This window comes from Streptomyces sp. NPDC030838 (assembly GCF_055572035.1).
Genome location: NZ_JBVIED010000007.1, coordinates 209,747 through 232,558 on the forward strand (window position 1 = coordinate 209,747; position 22,812 = coordinate 232,558).

Here is a 22,812-nt window from a genome sequence, read left to right on the forward strand (position 1 = left end):
CGTGCATCTCCATTCCGTGGAGGATCTACATGGGGGTGATGCTCACCTCGTCGAACTCGGTGGTGCAGCGGACCTGGGGGTTGCGTGAGCAGACCACGAGGCCCACGTGGTAGGGGGCGTCACCGAAGCCGGGGATCGATCCCTCGGCGAGGGGGGTCCAGGTGGCGCCGTCATCGGTGGACAGGGCTGCGGTGAAGGCGGTCCCGACGCGCTTCAGTCGCAGCAGGGAGGGAAGGGTGGCTGCCCCGTTCCCGGTGAAGGTGGACCTTCCGGCCACGGTCGTGCGCAGCATGAGCTGCGCGGTGGTCCCGCCGGAGACGATCGCTCCGGCGGCCTGGTCGAACGGCGACAGCGACTTGGCCATGAGCAGCCCCACCCGGTCGGCGCTCGCGCCCGTGCGGGAGACCAGCCGGGCGGTGATCACACAGTCGCCGGTGACGGTCCGCCGTACGAACTGTCCCGTCATGCCCTGGTTGTTGACGGTGAGGTCGAGGCCCGCGCCGCGCACGGTGAAGGTGCCGTCGGCGTACGAGGTGCTGCCGGGCGTGCGGATCGCCACCACGCCGAAGGTGCCGAAGGCCCGGTCGTCGAGGACGGGGTCGCCGAGGTCGCCGTGGGTCCAGGGGGCGGGCGGGGGTGTGCCGACGGTGAGGGCGAGGGTGCCGGAGGCGGTGCCGGCCGCGTTGGCGGCGGTGGTCGTGACGGTGAACTCGCCCGTCCCGGTGGGGGTTCCGGTGATCAGGCCGGTACGCCGGTCCAGGCGCAGGCCGTCGGGGAGGCCGTCGGCGGTGAAGCGGACGGGCTCGTGGGCGGCGCGCAGGAGATGCCGGAAGGGGGCGCCCTGGTTGGCGAACGCGACGGCCGCCGAGGTGAGCCGGGGTGCCGAAGGCGTCGGCATGGCCGCGCGCGCCGCGGGTGAGAGCGGGCCGCGTCCGCCGCAGTTCGTCTTGGCGACGGCGTAGTGGTACGTCGTGCCGGGGGTGCCGGTGGCGTCTGTATACCGGATACGAGTGCCGAAGCCGACCGGGCCGACGCCGGCCGCGAGCGTCATGTACGGCCCGTCGGCGGCGGTGGCGCGGAGCACCTTGTAGCGGGCGGCGAGGTCGGGGTCGGTCCAGCTCAGCTCGACGGCGTCCGGGCCGGTGCGGGCGGTGAGGTCGGTGGGGGTGTGGGTGGGGCGCGGGGTGGTCCACTCGCCCTGGCCCGAGGCGGTGACGAGGCTGACGTTGTCGAAGGCGCCGGTGCCGGTCTCGGCGTAGGGCTGGTCGACGCCGAGGCAGGAGGTGAGGACGAGACCGGCGTATGCGGTGTGCGGTATACCGTCGACCTCGCTCGTGCCGACGACTGTCCACTGCATACCGTCTGCCGAGATCGCCCCGGTGAACCGCCGCCCCTTCCGCGTCACCCGCACCCAGTAGGGCGCCCGCAGCCGGTAGCCGTCCCCCGCGCCCTCGACGTACGGCGCCTCCAGCGGCGTCGCGGACTCCGGCAGCGCACCGAGGTCGGAGAGCGGGAAGGCGGCGTTCACGGTGATCGCCCGCTGCTGGGAGGGCGGTACGGGGGTGGAGCCGGTCGCCTGGATCTCCGCGCCCTGCTCCGGCCGTACGGTCCACACCCCGCTCCAGGTGTGCAGGGGCAGCCCCTGGATCAGCATCGAGGCGTGCGCGGCGTCCTCGTCGAGGGAGCCCCGGACGGTCACGCCGAGCTTGGAGTACTGGGAGCTGACCGGCCAGACGATCCGCGCCGTGACCGTGCCGTCGCCGCGCAGCGGCAGATGGGCGATGCGGTACGTGTCGGCGGTGCCGCTCGCCTCCAGCAGAAACCGCTCGCCGTCGAAGACCGCCGAGCCGGGGATCCGCACCTCGCCGAGGTCCTGGGTGGACCAGGGTTCGGGGAGACCCGCGGTGAGAGCGGTCGGGAGCGAATCCGGGCCGGTGCCCCGAGAGTTGGTGGCGCTGACCGTGTAGTGGTACGTCCGTCCGGCGCGTACGCCGGTGTCCCTGTACACCGGCTTGTCGACGCCGGAGGCGATCTCCTCGTACGGCCCCTCCGGGCGGGTGGCCCGGCGCACGGTGTACGTCGTCGCCCACGCGGCCGGCAGCCAGGTCACGGTGACGGCGTCGCCGTCGGCGGTCGCGGTGACCCCGGCGGGGGCCGTCGGCGCGGTGGGAGAGGCGGCCGTCGTCCCGGCGTGGGTGACGGTGCCCCAGCCCGGGTGGTCCTCCTGGTAGCCCTCGATCACGCGCGTCCCGCCGGTGCCCCGGAAGACGACCTTCTCGGTGTGGGGGGCGGGCTTGCCGAGCCGGCCGGCGTAGTGCGCGTACGCCATCTCCCACAGGGGACGCCACACCGCGCGCTGCCGATCGCTGACGGCCGTCTTGAGGTACTTGCCCGTGCGGTCGAGGTCGGGGGTGAAGGGGACGGAGTCGTCACCGAGGTTGTAGCGGGCGAAGTACTCGAAGTTGGCGAGGATGCGGTCGTCCGCGAAGGCGTAGAGGTCCACGCCCTGCTTCCAGGCGACCTCGGCCGCGTCGGCGAGCAGTCCCACGGCGAGCTGCTCGTGGGCCTGGTCGCGGCCGGACTCCTGGCCCTGGCCGGCGGCGGTGACGATGCGGTGCAGCACCGAGCCGTTGCCCGAGCCGGCGGCCGCGAAGCGCAGGGCGTCCTCGAACATCACCCGGTTGTCGCAGAACACGGCGACGGCGAGGATGGTGCGCAGCGCCGCGACGTCCCAGTTGCCGTTGGCGTAGAGGCAGTACCCGGACAGCGCGGGGTACCAGACGTCGGTGAAGGAGCGCTCGCAGCGCCGTACCGACTCCTCGGGCCAGCCGTCGTAGCCGCTGTGCCGCAGGATCTCCGCGGCGTTGACGAGCTTGAAGCCCTGGATACCGGCGCCGAGTTGGCCGTCGGCGCCGGTGATGCCGGTGAGGGAGGCGACCCAGGCGTCCAGGATGTCGCGGGCCTTGTCGGCGTGGCGTACGTCGCCGGTGATCGCCCACATGAGGGCGTTCTGGTAGGCGGCGGCCGCGTCGGTGACGGCCTGGGCGGTGTTGTCGGTGGGGCCGCGGCCCCAGGTGGTGATCTGGCCGGTGTTGCGGACGACGTAGCCGTGCTGGGACCGGAAGTCGGCGGCCAGGGCGGCGAAGCCGGCGGCGATCGGTGCCCGGCCCTCCGCCACCGCGGACCGCATCCGGTCCAGGTCGGCGCGGGAGTGGAGGAGGCCGGGGTGCGCGAAGGAGAACGCCGCGTCGACGGTGTGGGCCCACGCGGGCGTGGCGGCGAGGGCGGACAGCAGTCCGCCGCCGGCCACGCCGGCGAGTCCCGCCGCGCCGAGGAAGGTCCGTCTGCTGAGGGCTTGCACGGTATGACTCCTGGCTCAGGGGTGCTGCACGGTGATCGAGAGGGCCTTGGTGGCCGTGCCCACGGTGTTCGTGGCGGAGACGGTGACGGTGTAGGTTCCGGGCACCTGCGGGATGCCGGAGATCAGGCCCGTCTTGTCGTCGAACTCCAGGCCCTTCGGCAGGCCCTCGGCGCCGAACGAGGTCGGCAGCGCGGTCGCGGTGACCAGGTGGTTGAAGACCTGCCGGGCGGTGGCCGTCGCCTCCCCCGCACTGGTGATCTCGGGCGTCACCGTGGCGGCCGCCGTGGCCGCGTCCAGGAAGCGGAGGCCCTGCACGTGCTCGTTGGCGAACGCCGGCACCATGTCGGTGGTCAGGTACCAGCCGGGCTTGCGCATCTTGTCGTGGATGACCGTGCCGTTGACGGTCAGGTTCTGGAAGGTGAGGTTCTTGATGGGGCGGTCCGCGTCGTAGCCGGTCAGGATCGCCATGCCGGCGTGCGTGCCGTCGTAGCTGAGGTTCCGGACGTAGACGTCCTCGATGCCCCGGCCGGGCGCGGCGTTGTACCGGTTGGCCATGACCCGCATGTTGATCAGCTGGCCCCAGGTGAAGTCCTCCACGCGGACGTCCTGGATGCGGACGCCCCGGATCAGGTTGCGGTCGCCCGGGTTGAGCGCGAAGCAACCCTGGTAGAGGACCTGCGGCTCGCGGTGCTGGAGGACGTCGATGTTGCTGAAGACGATGTTCTCGATCGTCTCGGGGTTGTCCGGGTTTCCGTGGGTGCCCATGTTCACTGGGTGGGCGACGTCGGCCCACAGGGTGGAGTCGCGGACGGTGACGTTGCGGCAGTCGCCGTAGTAGTCCCAGCGGTGGGCGTAGATGGCGATGCAGTCGTCGCTGTTGCGCATCCACACGCCCTCGATCAGGACGTCCTCGCTGCTGAACACGTCGATGCCGTCGCCCCACTGACCGGAGCTGTAGGAGCGCAGGTTGCGGACGGTGACCTGCTTCGACTGGCCGATGGTGCAGGAGTAGCCGGACTTCGGGTTGAGGACGAGGATGCCGTCGATCTCGATGTTCCTGGAGAACTGCACCAGCGTGGCGGCGTCCGAGTCCCAGATGATGCCCCGGCCGAGCAGCCGGGCGTTCTCGACGCGGACGAACTCCACACGGGCCTTGAGCACCGCGCCGCCGGCGAGGTACACGGTCTTGCCGCTGGGGACCTTCACCACGCCGCCCGAGGGGGTGTGGAGGCCGGGACCGAAGTAGATGACGTCCGGGTCGTCCTGCTCCGGCCGCGTCTTCTCGATCGGATTGGCGTGCAGCTGCAGGTTTCCGTAGATGTCGCCGTCGATCTCGATCGAGAGGTTGCGCGGCTCGGTGAGGCTGAAGGTGAGGGTGTCGCCGCCGAGTTCAGGCCGGATGCCATACGACAGGGGCCGGATCCGCGCGGCGGGGATGGTTCCCTTCGACCAGGTGACCTGCACCTCCACGGTGCCGGAGAAGTCCAGGCTCGCGACCGAGGTGGGGCGGATGACGCCGCCGCCGGTCTTCTCGTTGATGGTCTTCGTGGTGGCGCGCAGGACGGGCACCGGCTTCCACTGGCCGCCGGGCGTGCGGGCCTTGACCACGAAGGTGGTGTTGACCGGCAGTGTGCCCGGCACGGGGTGGATCACCAGCCGGTCGGCGGCCTCGGGTCTGTCGTCCGCCGCCGCGGCGCTGCCGGCTGCCGTGCCGATCAGCGTGTAGGCGGTCGCCGCGGCGCCCGCGGCCTGCAGGACGGTGCGCCGGCTCAGGCCGGAGCCCTGGGTGTCGTTCATGGTGAAGGTCCTTAGGAAAGAGATACGACAGAGAGGGGTGTGGTGGTCATTTGAGGCCGGTCGTGGACACGCCGGTGACGAAGCCGCGCTGGGCGACGAGGAAGATCAGCAGGATGGGGACGACGTACATCACGGACGCCGCGGCCTGGAGGTTGGCGACGGGCGTGCCCGCGTCGGTGACGTAGGTGGTCATGACGGCGACGGCGAGCGTGGTGCGGTCGGTGGACAGCAGCAGCATCGGGGCGATGAAGTCGCCCCAGGTCCAGGTGAAGGCGATGATGAAGCTCGCGGTGAGGGCGGGCCAGGACTGCGGCAGGAAGATCCGCCAGAAGATGCCGGCGTAGCCGCAGCCGTCGACGATGGCGGCCTCCTCCAGTTCGCGCGGCAGGCCGGCGAAGAACTGCCGGAAGAGGAAGACCAGGTAGGGCGCGGCGGACAGGCCCCACAGCACCCAGGGCCAGTAGGTGTCGACCATGCCGAGCCGGGCGAAGATCAGATAGGTCGGGAAGAGGGTGACCATCTGCGGCAGCATCATCGAGCCGAGCAGGATGCCGAACAGGACCTTCTTGCCGGGAGCGGTGAGGCGGGCGAAGCCGAAGCCGACCCAGGCGGAGCTGAGGGTGACGAGCGTGGCGTAGATCAGGGCGATGATCAGGGAGTTGCGGGCGTAGCCGGTGAAGTCGATGAGCTGGAAGGCGTCGGTGAAGTTGTGCCACTGGAAGGTCTCGGGCAGCCAGCGCACCGGCGATTCGGCGAGTTCGGCGGGGGTTTTCAGGCCGGCGATGACGAGCCAGCCGAAGGGGCCGAGGAAGAGGCCGGTGACGGCGACGAGGACGGTGTAGAGGACGAGGCGGTTGACGCGTACCTTCACGCGGGTCCCGGACGCCGAGGAGCCCAAGGATGTCGGGGCGGTCGAGGGCAGGCTGCTGGCGGTCACTTCTTCGCCTCCGGGTCGACGTTGTAGAACACCACGCCGGACGTGGCCTTGAAGATGAGTCCGGTCACGATGAGGATCAGGACGAAGAGCACCCACAGCAGCGCGGACGCGTAGCCGTACCGGCCCACGGCGAAGTACTGCGCGAACACGTGCATCATGTAGAGGTAGTTGGACCGGGGCAGGTTGGTGATCCCGGCCGGGGTGGCGTCCGCGGCGAGCAGCAGCGGCATGATGGTCTGCACGGAGGCGATCACTCCGGTGACCGTCTGGAAGAGCAGCACCGGGGACAGCAGGGGCACGGTGATGCTGCGGAAGGCGCGCCAGGCGCTCGCGCCGTCGATCCGGGCCGCCTCGTGGAGTTCTCGGGGCACGTCCTGGAGCCCCGCCAGCGAGATGATCATGATGTTGCCGGCGCTCCAGAGCACGGTCATCAGCAGGACGTAGCGGGCGTAGGGGTCGTTGAGCCAGCCGAGGGCGTCGATGCCGAAGAGGTTCAGGGCGCCGTTGGCGGCGCCGGAGTTGGTGTCGAAGAGCTGCTTGAAGGCGATGCCCGCGCCGACCGGGGGCACCACCGCGGGCAGATAGAGCAGGGTGCGGAACAGGCCGCGGGCCTTCAGCGGCCGGTTGACCAGGACCGCGAGCCCCAGCCCCGCGACGATGGACAGCGGGACGGACGTCACCGCGAACAGTCCGGCGCGGCTGAGGGATTCCCAGGTGACGGGGTCGCCCAGCAGCTCGCGGTAGTTGCCGAGGCCGACGAAGCGCCAGTTCGGGGAGATGCCGTCGAAGGTGGTGAAGCTCAGCCACAGGGCGTACCCCATCGGCACGATGGTCAGCAGCAGGAAGCCGGTGATCCACGGGGAGGCGAAGAGGTAGAACGCGCGGTGTCTGCGGGCGTCGAGGGAGTGGCGGCGGGGCCGGGACGCGAGGCGGGCTCGGCCGGCGGCGGCCGGGGTGCCGGGCCGCCGGGCCGGGTCCGTGGCCGAGGGGATCTGCTCGACGGTCATCCCACCTGCTCCTTACCGCGCTTGAGCTGCTCGTTCATGGCCGCGTTCAGACGTCCGGCGAGGGTGTCGACGGACATCCCGCCGCGGATCGCGTCGGGGACGAGCCCGTTGAAGAGGGCGTCGAGGCCTTCCGATTTGGCGTACGGGGTGAAGGAGACCACCGAGAAGTGCGCCAGCTCGGCCTCCTGCACGGCGAGCACCCGTTTCTGGTGTTCGTCGGCGGCGGGCATCAGCGGGCGCAGCGACTTCAGGGTGGGGATGCCCCAGCCGCCCGCGGCGCGCGCCTTGGCCGGGGCCTCGGCGAAGAACCACTCGAAGACCCGCCAGGCGGCGTCCTTGTTGCGGGCCTTCGCCGGCATCCACAGCCCGGTGCCGCCCTGGCAGGAGCTGAGGCGCGGGCCGCCGTCGAAGACGGGCGCGGGGGCGAGCCGGGACACCTTCGCCACCTTCGGGTCGGTGTTGATCAGGCCGCCGAGCCAGTAGCCGCTGTTCGACATGGCCATGCGGCTCGCCATGTAGGTGGGGCCGTCCCAGGCGTTGGGGTCGGGCTCCACCGGGCTGGGCCCGACCCGGGCCTTGCAGTAGTCGATGTACCAGGTCAGGGCCCGGCGGGCCTCGGGGGTGGTGAAGTCGACGCGGGCGAAGTCGTCGTGGAAGAGGCTGCCGCCGGCGGCGGCGGTCAGGTTGGTCAGCAGGATCGCCCTGTTGAGGCCCTGGTAACTGCCGCCGAAGACGGTGGTCTGGCCGTTCTTGCGGCGGGTGAGCCGTCTGGCCTTCTCCAGCCATTCCTCGTACGTCACCGGCTCGCGCTCGCCGGGGAGTTCGACACCGGCCTCGTCGAAGTGCCCGGTGTTGTACCAGTACATGGCGTCCTGGGAGAAGTCCTTGGCCATGCCGTAGCGCGGGCCCTTGCCCTGGGTGGTGCCGTCGTAGCGCCAGACGTCGTTGACGGGGTCGAGGTCGTCGGACCTGAGGAGGGTGCTGCGGGCGAAGTAGGGGTCCAGGTTCTCGGCGACGCCGCGGGCGGCGAAGTACGGCGCGTCGACCGCGCCGACGCCGCGGACCAGGTCGGGAGGGGTGCCGTTGGTGAGCATCGCGATCAGCTTGGTGATGTCGTACTTCACCGTGACGACCCGGATGCCAAGCTCCTTCCGGGCCTGTTTCAGCAGCTCAGGGGCGATGTCGTCGGGGTTGACCATCAGGGTGACGGTCTCGCCGGAGCCGCCGCTCACGCCGGTGGACACCTGGAGGGCGCAGCCGCCGAGCGCCGGGGCACCGGCCAGGGCGCCGCCCGCCGACATGGCGAGAAACCGGCGACGACTGGGGGGAGCACCGGCGTGGGAGCGCATGGACGCCTCACCTTCTGATTCGGGGGAACGTGTGCGGGGAAACGTGCCGACGATCGGCGGCAGTAACGAGTAGCAACCGGTTGCCATGACCGAGTGGCCGCAGCTTCTTCCTGTCCGGAAAGCACGTCAAGGGGCCGCGCGGACTTTCGAAAACTCCGGGACCGGGGGGCGCGTGGCCCGGGCCGTGGAATCGCAGCTGGTGGGCCGCCACTGCGGGGCCGTTCGCGGGGGCCGCGGGAGTCGGCCGCGGCCTGCGGCGATCAGTTCGCCCGAAGCAGCAACCGGTTGCTGCGACAGCCCGCCATCGCCCCCGTCCTTCCGACGCCCGTCCCCCACCCCCGATTCGAAAACTTTGCGGATCACCTGCCCCCTCCGGGCGATTGACCCTCGCTCCACCGCAGATCTACGGTAGAAGACGCTTTCAGAAAACGTTTCCCCCTTCTTCGCACGTCAGGAGAGTCATGCCCAGCGCCCAGTTGCCCAGGGCCGTGTTCGCCATGGATCCGGTGCACCTTCCGCTGCTCTTCCCCGACCCGCTCATGGCCCGGCTGCGGCGTACCGCCGAGCTCGATCCCGCGCTGGTCGTACGGGACTTCACCGATCCGACCGCCACCGACGCGCTCAAGCGGGCCGACGTTCTGATCACCGGCTGGGGCTGCCCCCGCCTCGACGAGCACACCCTGGCCGCCGTGCCCGGGCTGCGCGCGGTGCTGCACGCGGCGGGCTCGGTGCGCTCGCTGGTCGGCGACGCCCTGTGGCAGCGCGGCGTGACCGTCTCCAGCGCGGTCACCGGAAACGCGGTTCCGGTCGCCGAGTACACCCTGGCGATGATCCTCCTGGCCGGGAAGGACGCCTTCGCGCAGCGCGAGCGCTATCGCGTCACGCACGCCTACCCGCCGCCCGCCGAGACCGCCGCCATCGGCAACCTGGGCCGCCGCGTCGGCGTCATCGGCGCCTCGCGGGTGGGCCGCCGGCTGCTGGAGCTGCTGCGGCCGTACGACTTCGAGATCCTGCTGTACGACCCGTACGTGGACGCCGCCGAGGCGGCCGTGCTCGGTGCCCGCTCGGTCTCCCTGGAGGAGCTGCTGCGCGGCAGCGACATCGTCACGCTGCACGCCCCGGACATCCCCGAGACGCATCACATGCTGGACCGGGCCGGGCTCGCCCTGATCCGCGACGGCGGCGTGCTGATCAACACCTCGCGGGGAGCCCTGGTCGACCAGGACGCCCTCACCGAGGAGCTGGTGTCGGGCCGGCTCAGCGCGGTCCTCGACGTCACGGAACCCGAGCCGCTGCCCGCCGGTTCCCCGCTCTACACCCTCCCCAACGTGTTCCTCACCCCGCACATCGCGGGCTCCCTCGGCAACGAGCTGGAGCGGCTGGGGCGGATCGTCGTGGAGGAGCTGGAGCGGTTCGCGCAGGGCCTGCCGCCGGCCCACGAGGTGCGGCGCGCGGACCTGGCCCGGGTGGCCTGACGCCGCCTCGGGTCCGCCTCGGCTCAGCCGAAGCACGGTTGTCCACAGGCCGTTCGACCTGGAGTAACGATGGGATACGGTTTCATGGCCCGCAGCACCGGCACCGGGCGGCGGGGCCCCCGGCACCCCGGCGGCCGGGCCCCGACGGCGACGAAGGAGCCCCAACGGTGAGTCAGCGCAAGGCGGCCGGCGACGCAGGCCGGGCCACCATCCGGGACGTGGCCGAGCGCGCCGGCGTCTCGGTGGCGAGCGTGTCGCGCGTCCTGTCCGGCAACTACCCGGTCTCGGAGGAGCTGCGCCGCCGGGTGATGAAGGTCGTACGGGACCTGGACTACGTCACCAACGCGCACGCCCGTTCGCTGGCGGGCGGCGGGACGCCGACGGTGGCGATCCTCATCAACAACATCACCGGCGCCGCGTTCGCCCATGTCGCCAAGGGCGTCGAGGGCGCGGCCACGCTGCGCGGCTGGCTCTCCCTGGTCGGCACCACGGGCGACGATCCCGAACGGGAGCTGGCCCTGGTGAACCTGATGCGCCAGCAGGGCGTCGCCGCGGTGGTGCTGCTGGGCGGGGCGTACGACTACGACGAGTACCAGCTGCGCATGGCCCGCTTCGCCCGCTCCCTGGACGCGGCCGGCTCGCATCTCGTGCTGGTCGGCCGCCCGCCGCTCCAGGGCGACGGCGTACCGGCCACGACGGTCGACTACGACAACGAGTCCGGCGCCTACGCGATGGCCAGCCATCTGCTCTCGGCCGGGCACCGCAGAATCCTGGTGCTGCCGGGGCACGCCGAGCTGACCACCGCGCAGGGCAGGTTGCGGGGCGCACAGCGCGCCTTCGAGGCCTACGGGGTGCCGTTCGACCCGGGCATGGTGCGGCACGGCCCGTACGACTACGAGCACGGCTACCGGGCCGTCGAGACGGCGCTGCGCGAGAAGGCCGACTTCACCGCCGTGCTCGCCGGAACGGACGTGGTCGCGGCGGGCGCCATGCAGGCGCTGCGCGCGGCCGGACTGCGGGTGCCGGAGGACGTGTCGATCGTCGGGTACGACGACATCCCGCTGGCCTCCCAGCTGACCCCGCAACTGACCACGGTGCACGTGCCGTACGAGGAGATGGGCCGGGTCGCGCTGCGCGCGGTCGCGGACCGGCGGGAGGGCGGCGCGGGGCGGCGCGGGGGCGGCGACGGGGAGCATCTGGTGCTGGGCACCCATGTCGTCGTACGGCAGTCCGTACGGCCGCCGGCCCCGCGTGGCTGAGCTGCTGCGGAGATCCTTTTCGTAACCGGTTACTCGGCCATGACCGGAGCGCGCACACCTCCCGCGGCACGACCCGGCGGCCGCTTCCAACCAGCTCTGACCTGTGCTGTCGCTCAGTGAACGGGGACGTATCGGCCCCTGCCACGGCGCGCGCTCCTGACCTGTCGACAGGAACAATTTCCAGCCCGCCTCTTGCTCTGGGCGGACCGCTCGTCCTACCGTCCACAGCAACCGGTTACTACAGCTTCCGCCTGGCCCTTCCCCCACTCGCCGAGCCGCCGCCTACGGCCGCCGCTTCCTGGCCAGTACGAGCCGCCGTCCTCTCGCTCGAAGACGCCTACTTCCCTAAGGATCACGGTCAGATGAACTTCACCAGCCCTCGGAGAAGGTTCGCCCGCGCCGCCGTCGCGGGCCTCGCGCTCACCGGTCTGCTCGCCGCCTGCGGCGGATCCGGCTCCGACTCGGACTCCGGGGACTCCTCGGGCTCCGGTCCGGTCACCCTGCCCTTCTGGGGCTGGGCCAACGGGCAGGAGGCGGTCGTGAAGGCGTTCAACGCCAGTCACAAGGACGTCAAGCTCAAGTACACGAAGGTCACGGACCAGCTGACCATGCAGAAGCAGCTGACCAACGCGGTGAAGGCGGGCAACGCGCCCTGCCTGGTGCAGAACACCGCCGAGTACGTGACCAGCTGGGTGGCGCAGGGCGCGCTCGCCGACATCACCGAGTACGTCGGCTCCAGCGAGGACAAGTTCAACCCGGGTTCGTGGTCCGGCGCGCAGGTGCAGGGCAAGATGTACGGCGTCCCGACCAGCTCGGCGCCGAACTTCACCATCTACCGCACCGACATCTTCGACAAGTACGGCCTCGAACCCCCGGCGACCTGGGACGACTTCATCGCCGCGGGCAAGGAGCTGAAGAAGCACGGCATCAAGATCACCAACTACGCCGGGGAGGACCCGAGCACCCTGGAGGTGCTCGCCATGCAGGCCGGCGCGCACTGGTACACCATCGACGGCAACGCCTGGAAGGTGAACTTCCAGGACGAGGGCACGCTGAAGGCCGCGAAGGTGATCCAGGAGGTCATCGACAACGACCTCAACGCCACCCTGTCCTTCGCCGACTACGCCGCCGTGCAGCGCAGCTTCGACGACGGCGACACCGCGACCCGGCAGATCTCCACCTGGCAGATGGCCGGCATGGTGCAGAACTTCACCAAGTCCTTCGGCAAGTGGGCGCTCTCACCGTGGCCGACGTTCGAGGGCGAGGCGCCGAAGACGCCCGCGGGCACCAACCTCACCGGCAGCGTGACCCTGGTGACCGAACAGTGTGAGCACAAGGAGCAGGCCGCCGAGGCGGCGCTGTGGATGTCCACGGACACCGGCGCGGTGAAGACGATGGCGAGCCCGGAGACCGGCAACGGAGTGATGCCGGCGCTGGCCGACAGCGACAGCTACGTCGCCGAGTCGATCTCCGAGAAGCTGCTCGGGAAGAACTACCAGCCCGCGCAGAAGATCGTGAAGGACAGCCTGTCCACCGTCACCACGGACTGGACCTACGGGCCGAACTGGACGGCGATGTTCACCGAGCTGCAGGCCGGCTGGGCGAAGGTGATCAGCAAGGAGCAGAAGGTCACCGATCTGCTGGCGCACATGCAGAAGTGGACGGTCGACGACCTGAAGTCCCGCGGCATCAGCGTCAAGGGCTGAGGCAACCACCGATGATTCGCTCTCTGCGCTGGAAGGGTGCCGCCTTCACGGTGCCCTTCCAGCTCGGCTTCGTCTTCCTGTACCTGCTGCCCATCGGCTACGCCGTCCACCAGTCGCTCTTCGTCGAGCGGCAGTCGGGGCTCGGTCTGGGCGGCTCGACCCGTGAGTTCGCCGGGCTGGCCAACTACCGCGAGGGCCTGACCGACGCGGCGTTCCTGGGCTCGATCCTGCGCGTGGTGCTGTTCGCCTGTGTGCAGATCCCGGTGATGCTGCTGATCAGCCTGGTGCTGGCGCTGTTCCTGGACGCGGTGACCGCGCGGGCGGCGAGCCGGTTCCGGATCATGCTGCTCGTGCCGTACATGATCCCCGGCGTGGTCGCGGCGATCGTGTGGATCAACCTGTACAGCCCGGAGGTCGGCCCGCTGACCCCGCTCGGCGAACTCCTCGGCTTCGACTGGAACTTCTTCGCGCCGTCGATGGTGTGGCCGTCCATCGGCAATCTGCTGACCTGGCACGGCATCGGCTACAACATGGTGATCATCTACGCGGCGCTCCAGGGCGTGCCCCGGGAGCTGTTCGAGGCGGCCCGGCTGGACGGCGCCTCGGAGGTGCGGATCGCGCGCAGCATCAAGATTCCGTATGTGCGCGGGGCGCTGGTGCTGACCGGTCTGCTGTCGATCATCCAGATGCTGCAGATCTTCAACGAGCCCGCGCTGTTCCGGAACGTCACCCCGCAGACGGTGAACGACAGCTTCACCCCGATCATGATCATCTACAACCAGGCGTTCAACGCCGGCGACTACCACTACGCCGCGGCCCTGTCGGTGCTGCTCGCCCTCGTCCTCGGCGTGGCCTCCTTCCTCTTCTACCGGCTGACCTCGAGGGAGGCGGACTGAATGACGCTCACTGAAAACCGCGGACAGTATGCAGGCGACCGTACGAAGTCGTCCGCGCCGCGCGCCGTCCGCCGCCGTACGACCCCGGATCCGGCCGCCCGCTCGCGCGGCGGGCAGCGCTTCCTCCTGGTCGGCCTCATACTGGCGACCGCATACAGTCTGTTCCCGGTGTGGTGGCTGATCGTCGCCGCCACCAAGGACCGCACCGCGCTCTACCAGAGCAACGGCCTGTGGTTCTCCGGCATGCACCTGTGGGACAACCTGCACCAGCTGTTCACCTACCAGGACGGCATCTTCCTGCGCTGGACCGCCAACTCCCTGCTGTACGCGGGCGTCGGCTCCCTCGGCGGCACGCTGATCGCCCTCGCCACCGGCTACGGCCTGGCCCGCTTCGACTTCCCGGGTCGCAGTCTGGTCTTCGCCTGCGTGGTGGGCTCGTTCCTCATCCCGATCGCCCTGCTGACGCTGCCGCTGTATCTGTTGTTCTCGGAGATCGGCCTGGTCGACACCCCGTGGGCGATGCTGATCCCCTGTCTGATCAACCCGTTCAGCGTCTATCTGGCCAAGGTGTACACCGAGTCGACGATCCCCTTCGAACTGCTGGAGGCGGCCCGCATCGACGGCGCCGGCGAGCTGCGGATCTTCTTCAGCATCGTGCTGCGGATGATGACCACGGGCGGGGCGACGGTGTTCCTGCTGGCCTTCGTCAACACCTGGAACGCCTTCTTCCTGCCGCTGACCGTGCTGCGCGGCGAGGAGAACTGGACACTCAACCTGGGCCTGTACAACTGGTCGGGCAAGCGTCTCGAGTCGGGCGTCGACCTGACCGGTCTGGTGCTGACGGGCGCGCTGCTGTCCATCGTCCCGATGGCGATCATGATGGTCGCGATGCGCCGGTACTGGCGGACGGGCGTCACCCTGGGAGCCCTCAAGTGACCCGGCTGCGCAATCCGGTGATCCGGGGTTTCGCACCGGATCCGTCGCTGGTCCGGGCCGGCGACTGGTACTACGTGGCGACCAGTTCCTTCGAGTGGTTCCCCACGATCCCGATCCACCGCTCGCGGGACCTCGCGCACTGGGAGTACGCGGGCCATGTCCGGGGCGCGGTCCCCGGCGGCTCGCTGGCCGGGGTCCCCGACTCGGGCGGCGTCTGGGCGCCCTCGCTGAGCTGGGACGGGGAGCGCTTCTGGGTGGTCTACGCGATCGTCCGCTCGGTGGGCACGCCGTACTTCGACCTCGACACGTACGTCAGTACGGCCACGGAGGTGGACGGTGCGTGGACGGCGCCGCGCCGGGTGGCGAGCCACGGCTTCGACCCGGCGCTGTTCCACGAGGACGGCCGCCTGTGGCTGCTCAACCTCCAGAACGACCACCGCCCGGGCGGCAGCCGCTTCGCCGGGATCGTGCTGACCGAGCTGGACCGGAACACCCTGACCGCCGTCGGCGACACCCACCTCCTGCTCCAGCGCGAACGGCTCGTCGAGGGGCCGAAGCTGGTGCGGCACGGCGGCTGGTACCACCTGGTCCTCGCCGAGGGCGGCACGGGCTTCGAGCACGGGGTGCTGACGGCCCGCAGCCGCACCATCACCGGCCCGTACGAGCCGGCCGACCGCCCGCTGCTGACCTCCCGGGACGATCCGTCGCTGCCGCTGCAGAAGGCCGGGCACGCCGAGTTCGCGCGGACACCGGACGGCGACTGGGTGCTGAGCCACCTCGCGGCCCGCCCTGTGCACACCCCCGCCGGACCGCGCTGCACTCTCGGCCGTGAGACGGCGATCCAGGCGCTGACCTGGGACGCGGAAGGGTGGCCGCGGCTGCGGCACGGGGGCCGGCATCCGGCGGTCGAGGTCGACGTACCGACACCCCTCCCTCCTGACGTACCGACAAGCCCCCAACCCGACGTACCGACAAAGCACCATCCCGACATATCGCCTGCCACCGATCCCGCCGACCCGCTCGGCTGGCCGTGGAGCACCCTGCGCGAACCCCCGGATCCCTCCTGGGCGGACACCACCAGCCGCCCGGGCTGGATCCGGCTGCGCGGGCGGCACGGTCCCGAGTCGCGCTGGGCGCACAGTCTGCTCGCCCGGCGGATCACGGAGCACCGGGCGGAGGCGGAGGTGACGGTGGAGGCCCGGCCGCGGACCTTCACGCAGGCGGCCGGGCTGGTACTGCGGTACGACGGCCTGTCCTATCTGAGCCTCGATCTGACCTGGGCGGAGCCCTCGGGCGAGGAGCAGCGCGGGCAGCAGTGGCGGGGAGCGGGGCGTACCGTGCTCAGCCTGGTGGAGCGCGACGAGGAGGGCACGCGCGAGGTCGCGGTCGTGGAGGCGGGGACGCGGGTCACGCTGGGGGTGACCGTCGACGGGGCCGAGGCGCGGTTCTGGCACCTGCGCGACGGGGTCCGTACGCCGGTCGGCCCGCCGCTCGATTTCGGCAAGCTGTCCGACGATCACGGGTCGCGGCTGCGGTTCACCGGCGCGATGGCGGGCATCCACGCCCGGGATCTCGTGGACGCCTCCTTCACGGCCGACTTCCGGGGATTCCGGCTGGTCTGCACCCCGGACTGACGGCCTTCGCGTCGCGCCTCCGGCCGAGGCGTCCGGCGTTTCGAAAGTTCAGACAGTCGCACTCCCCCGATTCCGCGTCTTCACGTCTCCTTGTCGCACGCCTAGGGTAGGAAGCGCTTTCTATACGGTCGTGGCGACGACCCGGGAGCAGAGTGCTGGTCGCAACTTTCGAGGGCCCTCGGGCGGGCCGGAGGGGTGGTTCCGATGGGCCGAACGGCACGTGCGAGCGCGGCGGCCGGTCCGACGCTGGCGGTGGTGGCCCGGGAGGCGGGCGTGTCCGTGCCGACCGCGTCCAAGGTGGTGAACGGCCGTGAGGACGTGGCGCCCGAGACGCGCCGCCGGGTCACCGAGGCGCTGGACCGGCTCGGTTATGTGCGCAGACCGCGCTTCGACGCGGCGAAGACCCCGGGCATGGTGGACCTCGTCGTGCACTCCCTGGACAGCTCCTGGTCGGGGGCCGTGCTGCACGGGGTGGAGGAGGCGGCGCACGACGCCGGTCTGGACGTCGTCGTCTCGGCGGCGCTCGCCCGCGGCGGCCGGGCCGGGCGCCCCGGGCGCGGCTGGCTGGACAAGCTCACCGCGCGCGGCTCGGCCGGGGTGCTGTTCAACCTGGCCGAGCTGACCGAGACCCAGTACGCCTGGCTGGAGCAGCACCGCATCCCGTTCGTGATGATCGACCCGGTGCTCGAACCGCCGCCCGGTGTGGTGTCGGTGGGCGCGGCGAACTGGCAGGGCGGGGTGACGGCGACCGAGCATCTCCTCTCCCTCGGTCATGAGCGGATCGCCGTGATCACCGGCCGCCGGCGCACGATGTGCAGCGGGGCACGGCTGGCCGGCTACCGTTCGGCGCTCGCCTCGGCGGGCCTGCCGCAGCGGCCCGAGTACATCCGGCAGGCCGGGTTCGACGAGGCCGTCGCCCGCCGTCACATGCGGGAGCTGCTCGATCTGCCCGAGCCGCCGACGGCGGTCTTCGTCTGCTCGGACCGGATGGCGCTGGGGGTGTACGACGCGCTGGCCGAGCGGGGGCTGCGGGTGCCGGACGACATGAGCGTCGTCGGCTTCGACGACCTCCCCGAGGCGCGCTGGACCAGCCCGGCCCTGACCACGGTCCGCCAACCGCTGTCGGAGATGGCGGCGACGGCCCTGCGGCTGCTGGTCCGGATGATGGACGGCGAACGCCCCGAGAGCACCCGCACGGAACTCTCCACCCGCCTGGTGCTCCGCGACAGCACGGCTCCGCCGCGCGGCTGAGCGCCTCGGGTCAGGAGGCGAGCCCCGCCGCCCAGGCGATCCCGCCGCGCAGGTGCTCCCGGAAGTCCGGGTCGTCGTACGCCTCGGCGGTATGACCGAGGGCGGTGTAGAAGACGCGTCCGGACCCTTGGCCGCGGCACCACACGAGGGGATGGTCGGCGCCCATCCCGCCGCCCTCGTACGAGGATTCGTCGGCGGACACCAGGACGCGAACGGTGCCGCGCGGGTTGGTGCGGAAGTCGTACCACTCGTCGGTGAAGTCCCAGACGGCGGGAAGATGCCGGGTGGCCGGATGCGTACGGTCCTCCACGATCGCCTTGCCGGGCTGATGGGCGGGGTGCCGGTCGAACCAGGCGCCCAGCATCCGCCCGTAGAACGGCCAGCCGTACTCCGTGCAGGCGGCGGCGTGGACGCCCACGAACCCGCCGCCCGCCTCGACATACGCGGCGAGCCGCTCCCGCCCGGCCGGGGTCAGTACGTCACCGCTGGTGGAGAGGAAGACGGCGGCGGCGTACCCGTCCAGCGGCGCTTCGAGGGCCGCCGGGTCCTCGGTGTGGTCGACCTCGAACTCCCCCAGTGCGCGTACGGCGGCGACGGCGGCCGGGATGGAGTCGTGGCGGTAGGCGGTGGTGCGCGTGAAGACGAGCAGTCGCGGTGCCATGCGCACGACCCTATGCGGGCGGCGGGACGCGTCCCAGGGATGGCGGCCGACGCGAAAGTTTCGCCCCTCGCGGCGGGTTCAGCCGCCCGCGTCGACGTCGTTGTCGGGTGCCCCGTCGCCCTCCGGAGGCAGATCCCCGCGCTCCACGGGTTCGGTACCTCCCTCGCCCTCCGGCAGCAGGGCGTCGAGTTCCTCGGCGGTGGGACGGTGGGCGTCGAGCGCGGCCTCGCGCAGGACGTCACGGCCGACGCCGGGGCCGGCGCCGACCCGCACGACATGGCCGTCCTTGGGGACGGCGTACTCGCGTTGGTCGCCGGAGCTGCGGTACCAGGCGTCACCGTCCTTCCGGCACTCGGTCCGCCCTCCTGAGGAGTCGCCGACGGGCTGTCCGGGGCAGGTGGCGGCGGTCATCTCGGTGCGGTCGACACGGAGTTGGAGCCGGCCGCCGGTGGACCGGGAGACGTAGACGGCGGAGAATCCGTCGCCGCCGTACACCCCGACGGACTGCTGGGCCACGGTGAAGCCGTCGGCGTCGAGGGCGTAGACGTGCTCGGGCGCGATGCCCAACGCACGGGCGCGGGTGGCGACTTCGCCCGGGTCGGCGGCCTTGCCCTGGTCGCCACAGCCGGCGATGAGCAGCGCGGACAGCGGCAGTGAGGCGTACGTCAGAGCACGCGGCAGACGGATCATGCCCTCCATCTTCCCGCACAGATGTTCCATAGCCGGGCGGGGGTTGCGTAGCCTCGGGGGCGATGAACACGATTCCCGCACACCTGGACCACCTCGTGCTCGCCACGCCCGATCTGGCGGCGACGGTCGCCGACTTCACGCGGCGCACCGGGGTGGCCCCCGCCGTCGGCGGGACGCACGCCGGGCTCGGCACCCGCAATTACCTGGTCGGTCTGGGCGGCGCCGGGTATCTGGAGATCATCGGCCCGGACCCGGAGCAGTCGGGCCCGTCCGGCTCCCGCCCGTTCGGGGTGGACGGGCTGACCGGCCCGCGCACGGTGACCTGGGCGATCCGCACCGCCGACGTGGACGCGGCCATCGCCTCCGCCCGCGCCCGCGGCTACGACCCCGGTCCCGCCCACGCGATGAGCCGCCGGACCCCCGACGGCACCCTGCTGGAGTGGCGGCTGACGGACGGTGTCGCCGCGCATCCCTCCGGCCTGGTGCCGTTCCTCATCGACTGGGGCACCTCCCGCCACCCCACCGCCGGCGGACTGCCCGTCACACCCCTGCTGCGGATGACGGCGACGGCTCCCGACCCGGACGAGATCCGGCCGCTGCTGGCCGCCCTGGACACCGGACTTCCCCTCGCCGAGGGCCCGGTCGGCATCTCCTTCACCATCGACACCCCGCGCGGGCCGGTCACCTTCGACTGACGCCCGCCCGCGCCACGAACACGAACTCCCGGCCGGGCCGGTCCGGGGCGTCGCGGACCTCGCGTACCGCGAAGCCGTGCGCCGCCAGGTCCGCCGCCACCTCGTCCCGTTCCCGGAACCGCAGCGTCGAGTGCGAGGTCAGCACCTGCCCGTCCGAGGCGAACACGAAGGTCCAGCGGAAGGTCACCAACGGGCCGTCCAGGTCCGTCACGTCGACCCAGTTCTCGACCGTGCCGACGCCGGGTACGTCCGTCACGCGGTGGGTGGCGGCCCGGTTCCACTCCTCCCAGGCGCGCCGCGCCGGATCGCGGGTCTCGAAGACCAGGTGCCCGCCCGGCCGCAGGGCCCGGCGGGCCCCGCGCAGGGTCCGCCGCCAGGCCGCCGGGTCGGCGATGGCCTGGGCGACGTTCCCCGTCATCGTGGCGAGGTCCGCCCGCAGCGGTGGCAGCGCCGTCACGTCGCCGTGCACCCAGCGCACCCGCTCGGCGCCCGGCTTGGCGCGGGCGATGTCCAGAGAGGCCCCGGCCGGGTCGACGCCGACGACCTCGACGCCGCGCTCCGCGAGCAGCAGGGCGAAGACGCCCGTGCCACAGCCGATGTCCAGCACGCGCCGGGCGCCGAACTCCCGGGCGGTCCCGAGATAGGCGTCCAGGTCGCCGCGGTCGGAGTCGAGCACGTCGTAGAGCGCGGCCAGCCGGGGGTGTCCGAAGAGCGGGTCGGCCATGCCGGTGATCCTAGGAGACGAACCGCACGCCGGGGTGGGCTCTTCCCCGCGCTTGGACGGATCCCGTCCCCTGGGGTATAGTCGATCTTGCCCGGCCACCGGAACTCCCGGTCACCGGTCAGGCGTTGGTGGTCCAAGGAAAGACGCCCCGCTTCCTGCGGGGAGATGCAGGTGCAAGGCCTGCCCGGCGCTCCGATGCACGAGCCCCGTTCCTCCGGCTGGAGGGACGGGGCTCGTGCGTTCTGCCGGACGGCCGGTGTCCGATTCCTTCAAGACGCCCCGCCACCGCCCTTCCTACCGTGACCGTATGAGTCCACGATTCGATGCCATCGGCCTGGTCGTCTCCGACATGGCCGCCTCCGTCGCCTTCTACCGCCGCCTCGGCTTCGCCTTCCCCGAGGGGGCCGAGGAGCAGCCGCACGCGGAGGCCGAACTGCCCGGCGGGCTGCGGTTGATGCTGGACGGCGAGGAGACCGTGAAGTCCTTCCATCCGGGGTGGCGACCGCCGTCCGGGAACGCCTCGCGGGCCTCGCTGGCGCTGCGCTGCGACAGTCCCGGCGAGGTCGACGCGGTGTACGAGGAGCTGGTGGGCGCCGGGTGCCACGGCGAGCTGAAGCCGTGGGACGCCGTCTGGGGGCAGCGGTACGCCGTGGTGCACGACCCGGACGGCAACGGCGTCGACCTCTACGCGCCGCTACCCGCCCAGTAGCCGCCCCAGGGTGACACCCGTCAGCTCCTTGACGTCCCGGGCCAGATGGGCCTGGTCGGCGAAGCCCGCCCGGGCCGCCGTCTCCGCGTACGGCACCCCGGCCCGGGCCAGCGCGAGGGCCCGTTGCAGCCGCAGGACGCGGGCCAGCGTCTTGGGGCCGTAGCCGAAGGCGGCCAGCGAGCGGCGGTGCAGACCGCGGGCCCCGACGCCGAGCGCGTCGGCGGTGGCGGCGACCGGGCGGCCCGCGGCCAGGGCCGTGACCAGGCGGTGCAGCAGCGGGTCGGGCGGGTCCGCGACCGCGGCGAGGTCCGCGGCCGCCGCCTCCAGGCCGGTCATCGGGTCCGCCGCCGCCTCGACACGGGCGCGCAGCCGCCGTACCTCCGCCGCCGGGCGCAGCTCGGTCAGCTCCACCCGCCGGTCGCGCAGCTCGTGCGCCGGTACGCCGAGCACGGCGGGGGCGACGCCGGGCGGGAAGCGGACGCCGGTCCAGGGCGCGGGCGGGCCGTCGGGGACGTACGCACGGGTGTCGGGGCCGGCGACCAGCAGACGCCCCTCGCTCCACAGCAGGTCCATGCACCCGTCGGGCAGCACCCGCCCCAGCCCGCTCCCGGCCGGAGTGTTCGTCCACACCGTCGCGTCCACCAGCTCCACCAGCGACGAGACCCGCTCCGTGTACACGGGGGCCAGCCTACGCGGGGCACTGCGCGACCAGCCGACCACAGCCCGCGGCCCGTCAGGCCAACGGCGAATCCCGGCCCCTACACCGCCCGCGCCCGATACTCCTGCGGACTCACCCCGTACACGCGCTTGAACGCACTGGACAACGCGAACGCACTGCCATAACCGACCTGCCGCGCGATCGCCTCCAGCGTGTCCTCGCTCTCGCGCAGCCGATCCGCCGCGAGGGCCAGCCGCCACCCGGTGAGATGGCTCATCGGAGGCTCACCGACCAGCTCGGTGAAGCGGCGGGCCAGCGCGGCCCGCGAGACCCCGCACTTGGCGGCGAGCGCCGCCACCGTCCAGGGGTGCGCCGGGTCGTCCTGGAGCAGCCGCAGCGCCCGGCCGACCACCGGGTCCGCCATCGCCCGGTACCAGCCGGGCGGCTCCGCGTCCGGGCGGGCGAACCAGGCCCGCAGCGCGGCGATGACCAGCAGGTCGAGCAGCCGGTCGAGGACGACCTCCTGACCGGGTGCGTCACGCGTGATCTCCTCGGCGAGCAGCGGGGTGAGCGGGCAGTCCCAGACGTCGGCGGGGAGGGTGAGCAGGGGTGGCAGCGCGTCCAGCAGCCGGGCGCTGACCTCGCCGGGCCACTGGTAGGTGCCGATCAGCATCACGGCCGTACCGTCGAGCCGGTCGCCCCAGGTGCGCAGGCCCAGGTCCATGGAGCCGTTCAGGGGGCGGCCGTCGGGGTGGTGGCACTCGCCGCCGGGCAGGATCAGGGCCTGCGGTGCGGTGTCGGGGTGGTCGGCGCAGGTGTACGGGTCGGGGCCACGGGCGACGGCCAGGTCGCCGGCGGCCAGCCGCACCGGCTCGCCCGCCTCCGGGGTGATCCAGGCGTCGCCGCGGGCCATCACCATCACCGTCAGCGGCGCCCGGTCCGCCACCCGCACGGCCCACGGCGGGTCGAAGCAGGCCCGGATCAGGAAGGCGCCGCGGGCCCGGGGACCCGCGAGCAGGGCTGCGAGGGCGTCCATCCGGCCAGCGTAGACGCGCGCGTATGGGAAT

19 protein-coding genes are annotated in these 22,812 nt (G+C 71.8%); 9 read left to right on the forward strand and 10 right to left on the reverse strand.

The features are described from left to right. Positions 1–25: 25 nt before the first annotated feature. The 5 genes from ACZ42A_RS20410 to ACZ42A_RS20430 are packed head-to-tail and all read right to left on the reverse strand — an operon-like array spanning position 26 to position 8,451. Complete coding sequence (locus ACZ42A_RS20410) at positions 26–3,361, reverse strand: putative Ig domain-containing protein (protein WP_468528635.1); 3,336 nt, start codon at positions 3,359–3,361, stop codon at positions 26–28. A gap of 15 nt (positions 3,362–3,376) precedes the next feature. Beyond that, entirely contained in the window at positions 3,377–5,158 is a 1,782-nt protein-coding gene (locus ACZ42A_RS20415; RefSeq protein ID WP_468528636.1) for a putative Ig domain-containing protein, read from the reverse strand. 46 nt (positions 5,159–5,204) lie between these two features. Further along, entirely contained in the window at positions 5,205–6,095 is an 891-nt protein-coding gene (locus ACZ42A_RS20420) for a carbohydrate ABC transporter permease (RefSeq protein ID WP_468528637.1), read from the reverse strand. Then, positions 6,092–7,102, reverse strand: a complete 1,011-nt coding sequence (locus ACZ42A_RS20425; protein WP_468528638.1) for a carbohydrate ABC transporter permease — start codon at positions 7,100–7,102, stop codon at positions 6,092–6,094. The genes ACZ42A_RS20420 and ACZ42A_RS20425 overlap by 4 nt, the downstream gene beginning before the upstream one ends. After that, the gene (locus tag ACZ42A_RS20430; RefSeq protein WP_468528639.1) at positions 7,099–8,451 is read right to left on the reverse strand and encodes an ABC transporter substrate-binding protein; all 1,353 of its coding nucleotides are present in this window, start codon (positions 8,449–8,451) and stop codon (positions 7,099–7,101) included. Before ACZ42A_RS20430 ends, ACZ42A_RS20425 begins: the two co-directional genes overlap by 4 nt. A gap of 461 nt (positions 8,452–8,912) precedes the next feature. Between ACZ42A_RS20430 and ACZ42A_RS20435 the strand changes: the two genes are divergently transcribed. The 7 genes from ACZ42A_RS20435 to ACZ42A_RS20465 all read left to right on the forward strand — a co-directional run bounded on the left by ACZ42A_RS20435 (position 8,913) and on the right by ACZ42A_RS20465 (position 17,608). After that, positions 8,913–9,926 (forward strand): hydroxyacid dehydrogenase, encoded by a 1,014-nt coding sequence (locus ACZ42A_RS20435; RefSeq protein WP_468528640.1) that lies wholly within the window; start codon positions 8,913–8,915, stop codon positions 9,924–9,926. A 167-nt stretch (positions 9,927–10,093) separates the two neighbouring features. After that, positions 10,094–11,185 carry a LacI family DNA-binding transcriptional regulator gene (locus ACZ42A_RS20440; protein WP_468528641.1) on the forward strand — a complete coding sequence of 364 codons (1,092 nt, stop codon included), beginning with the start codon at positions 10,094–10,096 and terminating at the stop codon, positions 11,183–11,185. 362 nt (positions 11,186–11,547) lie between these two features. Then, positions 11,548–12,891, forward strand: coding sequence for an ABC transporter substrate-binding protein (locus ACZ42A_RS20445; protein ID WP_468528642.1), 1,344 nt, complete (start codon positions 11,548–11,550; stop codon positions 12,889–12,891). 11 nt (positions 12,892–12,902) lie between these two features. After that, positions 12,903–13,787 (forward strand): carbohydrate ABC transporter permease, encoded by an 885-nt coding sequence (locus ACZ42A_RS20450; protein ID WP_468528643.1) that lies wholly within the window; start codon positions 12,903–12,905, stop codon positions 13,785–13,787. Continuing rightward, positions 13,788–14,723, forward strand: a complete 936-nt coding sequence (locus ACZ42A_RS20455) for a carbohydrate ABC transporter permease (protein WP_468528644.1) — start codon at positions 13,788–13,790, stop codon at positions 14,721–14,723. Beyond that, positions 14,720–16,357, forward strand: a complete 1,638-nt coding sequence (locus tag ACZ42A_RS20460) for a glycoside hydrolase family 43 protein (protein ID WP_468528645.1) — start codon at positions 14,720–14,722, stop codon at positions 16,355–16,357. Before ACZ42A_RS20455 ends, ACZ42A_RS20460 begins: the two co-directional genes overlap by 4 nt. A gap of 204 nt (positions 16,358–16,561) precedes the next feature. Then, positions 16,562–17,608, forward strand: a complete 1,047-nt coding sequence (locus tag ACZ42A_RS20465; protein WP_468528646.1) for a LacI family DNA-binding transcriptional regulator — start codon at positions 16,562–16,564, stop codon at positions 17,606–17,608. Between the two features lie 10 nt (positions 17,609–17,618). Here the strand turns inward: ACZ42A_RS20465 and ACZ42A_RS20470 are convergent, their stop codons facing one another. Both ACZ42A_RS20470 and ACZ42A_RS20475 read right to left on the reverse strand, forming a co-directional pair. After that, the gene (locus ACZ42A_RS20470; RefSeq protein WP_468528647.1) at positions 17,619–18,269 is read right to left on the reverse strand and encodes a ThuA domain-containing protein; all 651 of its coding nucleotides are present in this window, start codon (positions 18,267–18,269) and stop codon (positions 17,619–17,621) included. Between the two features lie 78 nt (positions 18,270–18,347). Beyond that, the gene (locus tag ACZ42A_RS20475; RefSeq protein WP_468528648.1) at positions 18,348–18,959 is read right to left on the reverse strand and encodes a hypothetical protein; all 612 of its coding nucleotides are present in this window, start codon (positions 18,957–18,959) and stop codon (positions 18,348–18,350) included. A 62-nt stretch (positions 18,960–19,021) separates the two neighbouring features. Here ACZ42A_RS20475 and ACZ42A_RS20480 point away from each other — a divergent pair, with 62 nt between their 5' ends. Further along, positions 19,022–19,654, forward strand: a complete 633-nt coding sequence (locus tag ACZ42A_RS20480) for a VOC family protein (RefSeq protein ID WP_468528649.1) — start codon at positions 19,022–19,024, stop codon at positions 19,652–19,654. Here the strand turns inward: ACZ42A_RS20480 and ACZ42A_RS20485 are convergent. Next, on the reverse strand, positions 19,641–20,378 hold the full coding sequence (locus ACZ42A_RS20485) for a class I SAM-dependent methyltransferase (RefSeq protein ID WP_468528650.1): 738 nt from the start codon (positions 20,376–20,378) through the stop codon (positions 19,641–19,643). The genes ACZ42A_RS20480 and ACZ42A_RS20485 overlap by 14 nt on opposite strands. Positions 20,379–20,685: 307 nt before the next feature. Here ACZ42A_RS20485 and ACZ42A_RS20490 point away from each other — a divergent pair, with 307 nt between their 5' ends. Continuing rightward, positions 20,686–21,087: a VOC family protein gene (locus ACZ42A_RS20490; RefSeq protein ID WP_468528651.1), complete on the forward strand. Its 402-nt coding sequence runs from the start codon at positions 20,686–20,688 to the stop codon at positions 21,085–21,087. Here the strand turns inward: ACZ42A_RS20490 and ACZ42A_RS20495 are convergent. Together ACZ42A_RS20495 and ACZ42A_RS20500 are read right to left on the reverse strand one after the other, a co-directional pair. Then, positions 21,073–21,765 carry a helix-turn-helix domain-containing protein gene (locus tag ACZ42A_RS20495; protein WP_468528652.1) on the reverse strand — a complete coding sequence of 231 codons (693 nt, stop codon included), beginning with the start codon at positions 21,763–21,765 and terminating at the stop codon, positions 21,073–21,075. The two genes, ACZ42A_RS20490 and ACZ42A_RS20495, sit on opposite strands and share 15 nt — an antisense overlap. An 80-nt stretch (positions 21,766–21,845) precedes the next feature. Next, positions 21,846–22,781, reverse strand: a complete 936-nt coding sequence (locus ACZ42A_RS20500) for an AraC family transcriptional regulator (protein WP_468528653.1) — start codon at positions 22,779–22,781, stop codon at positions 21,846–21,848. Between the last annotated feature and the right edge of the window lie 31 nt (positions 22,782–22,812).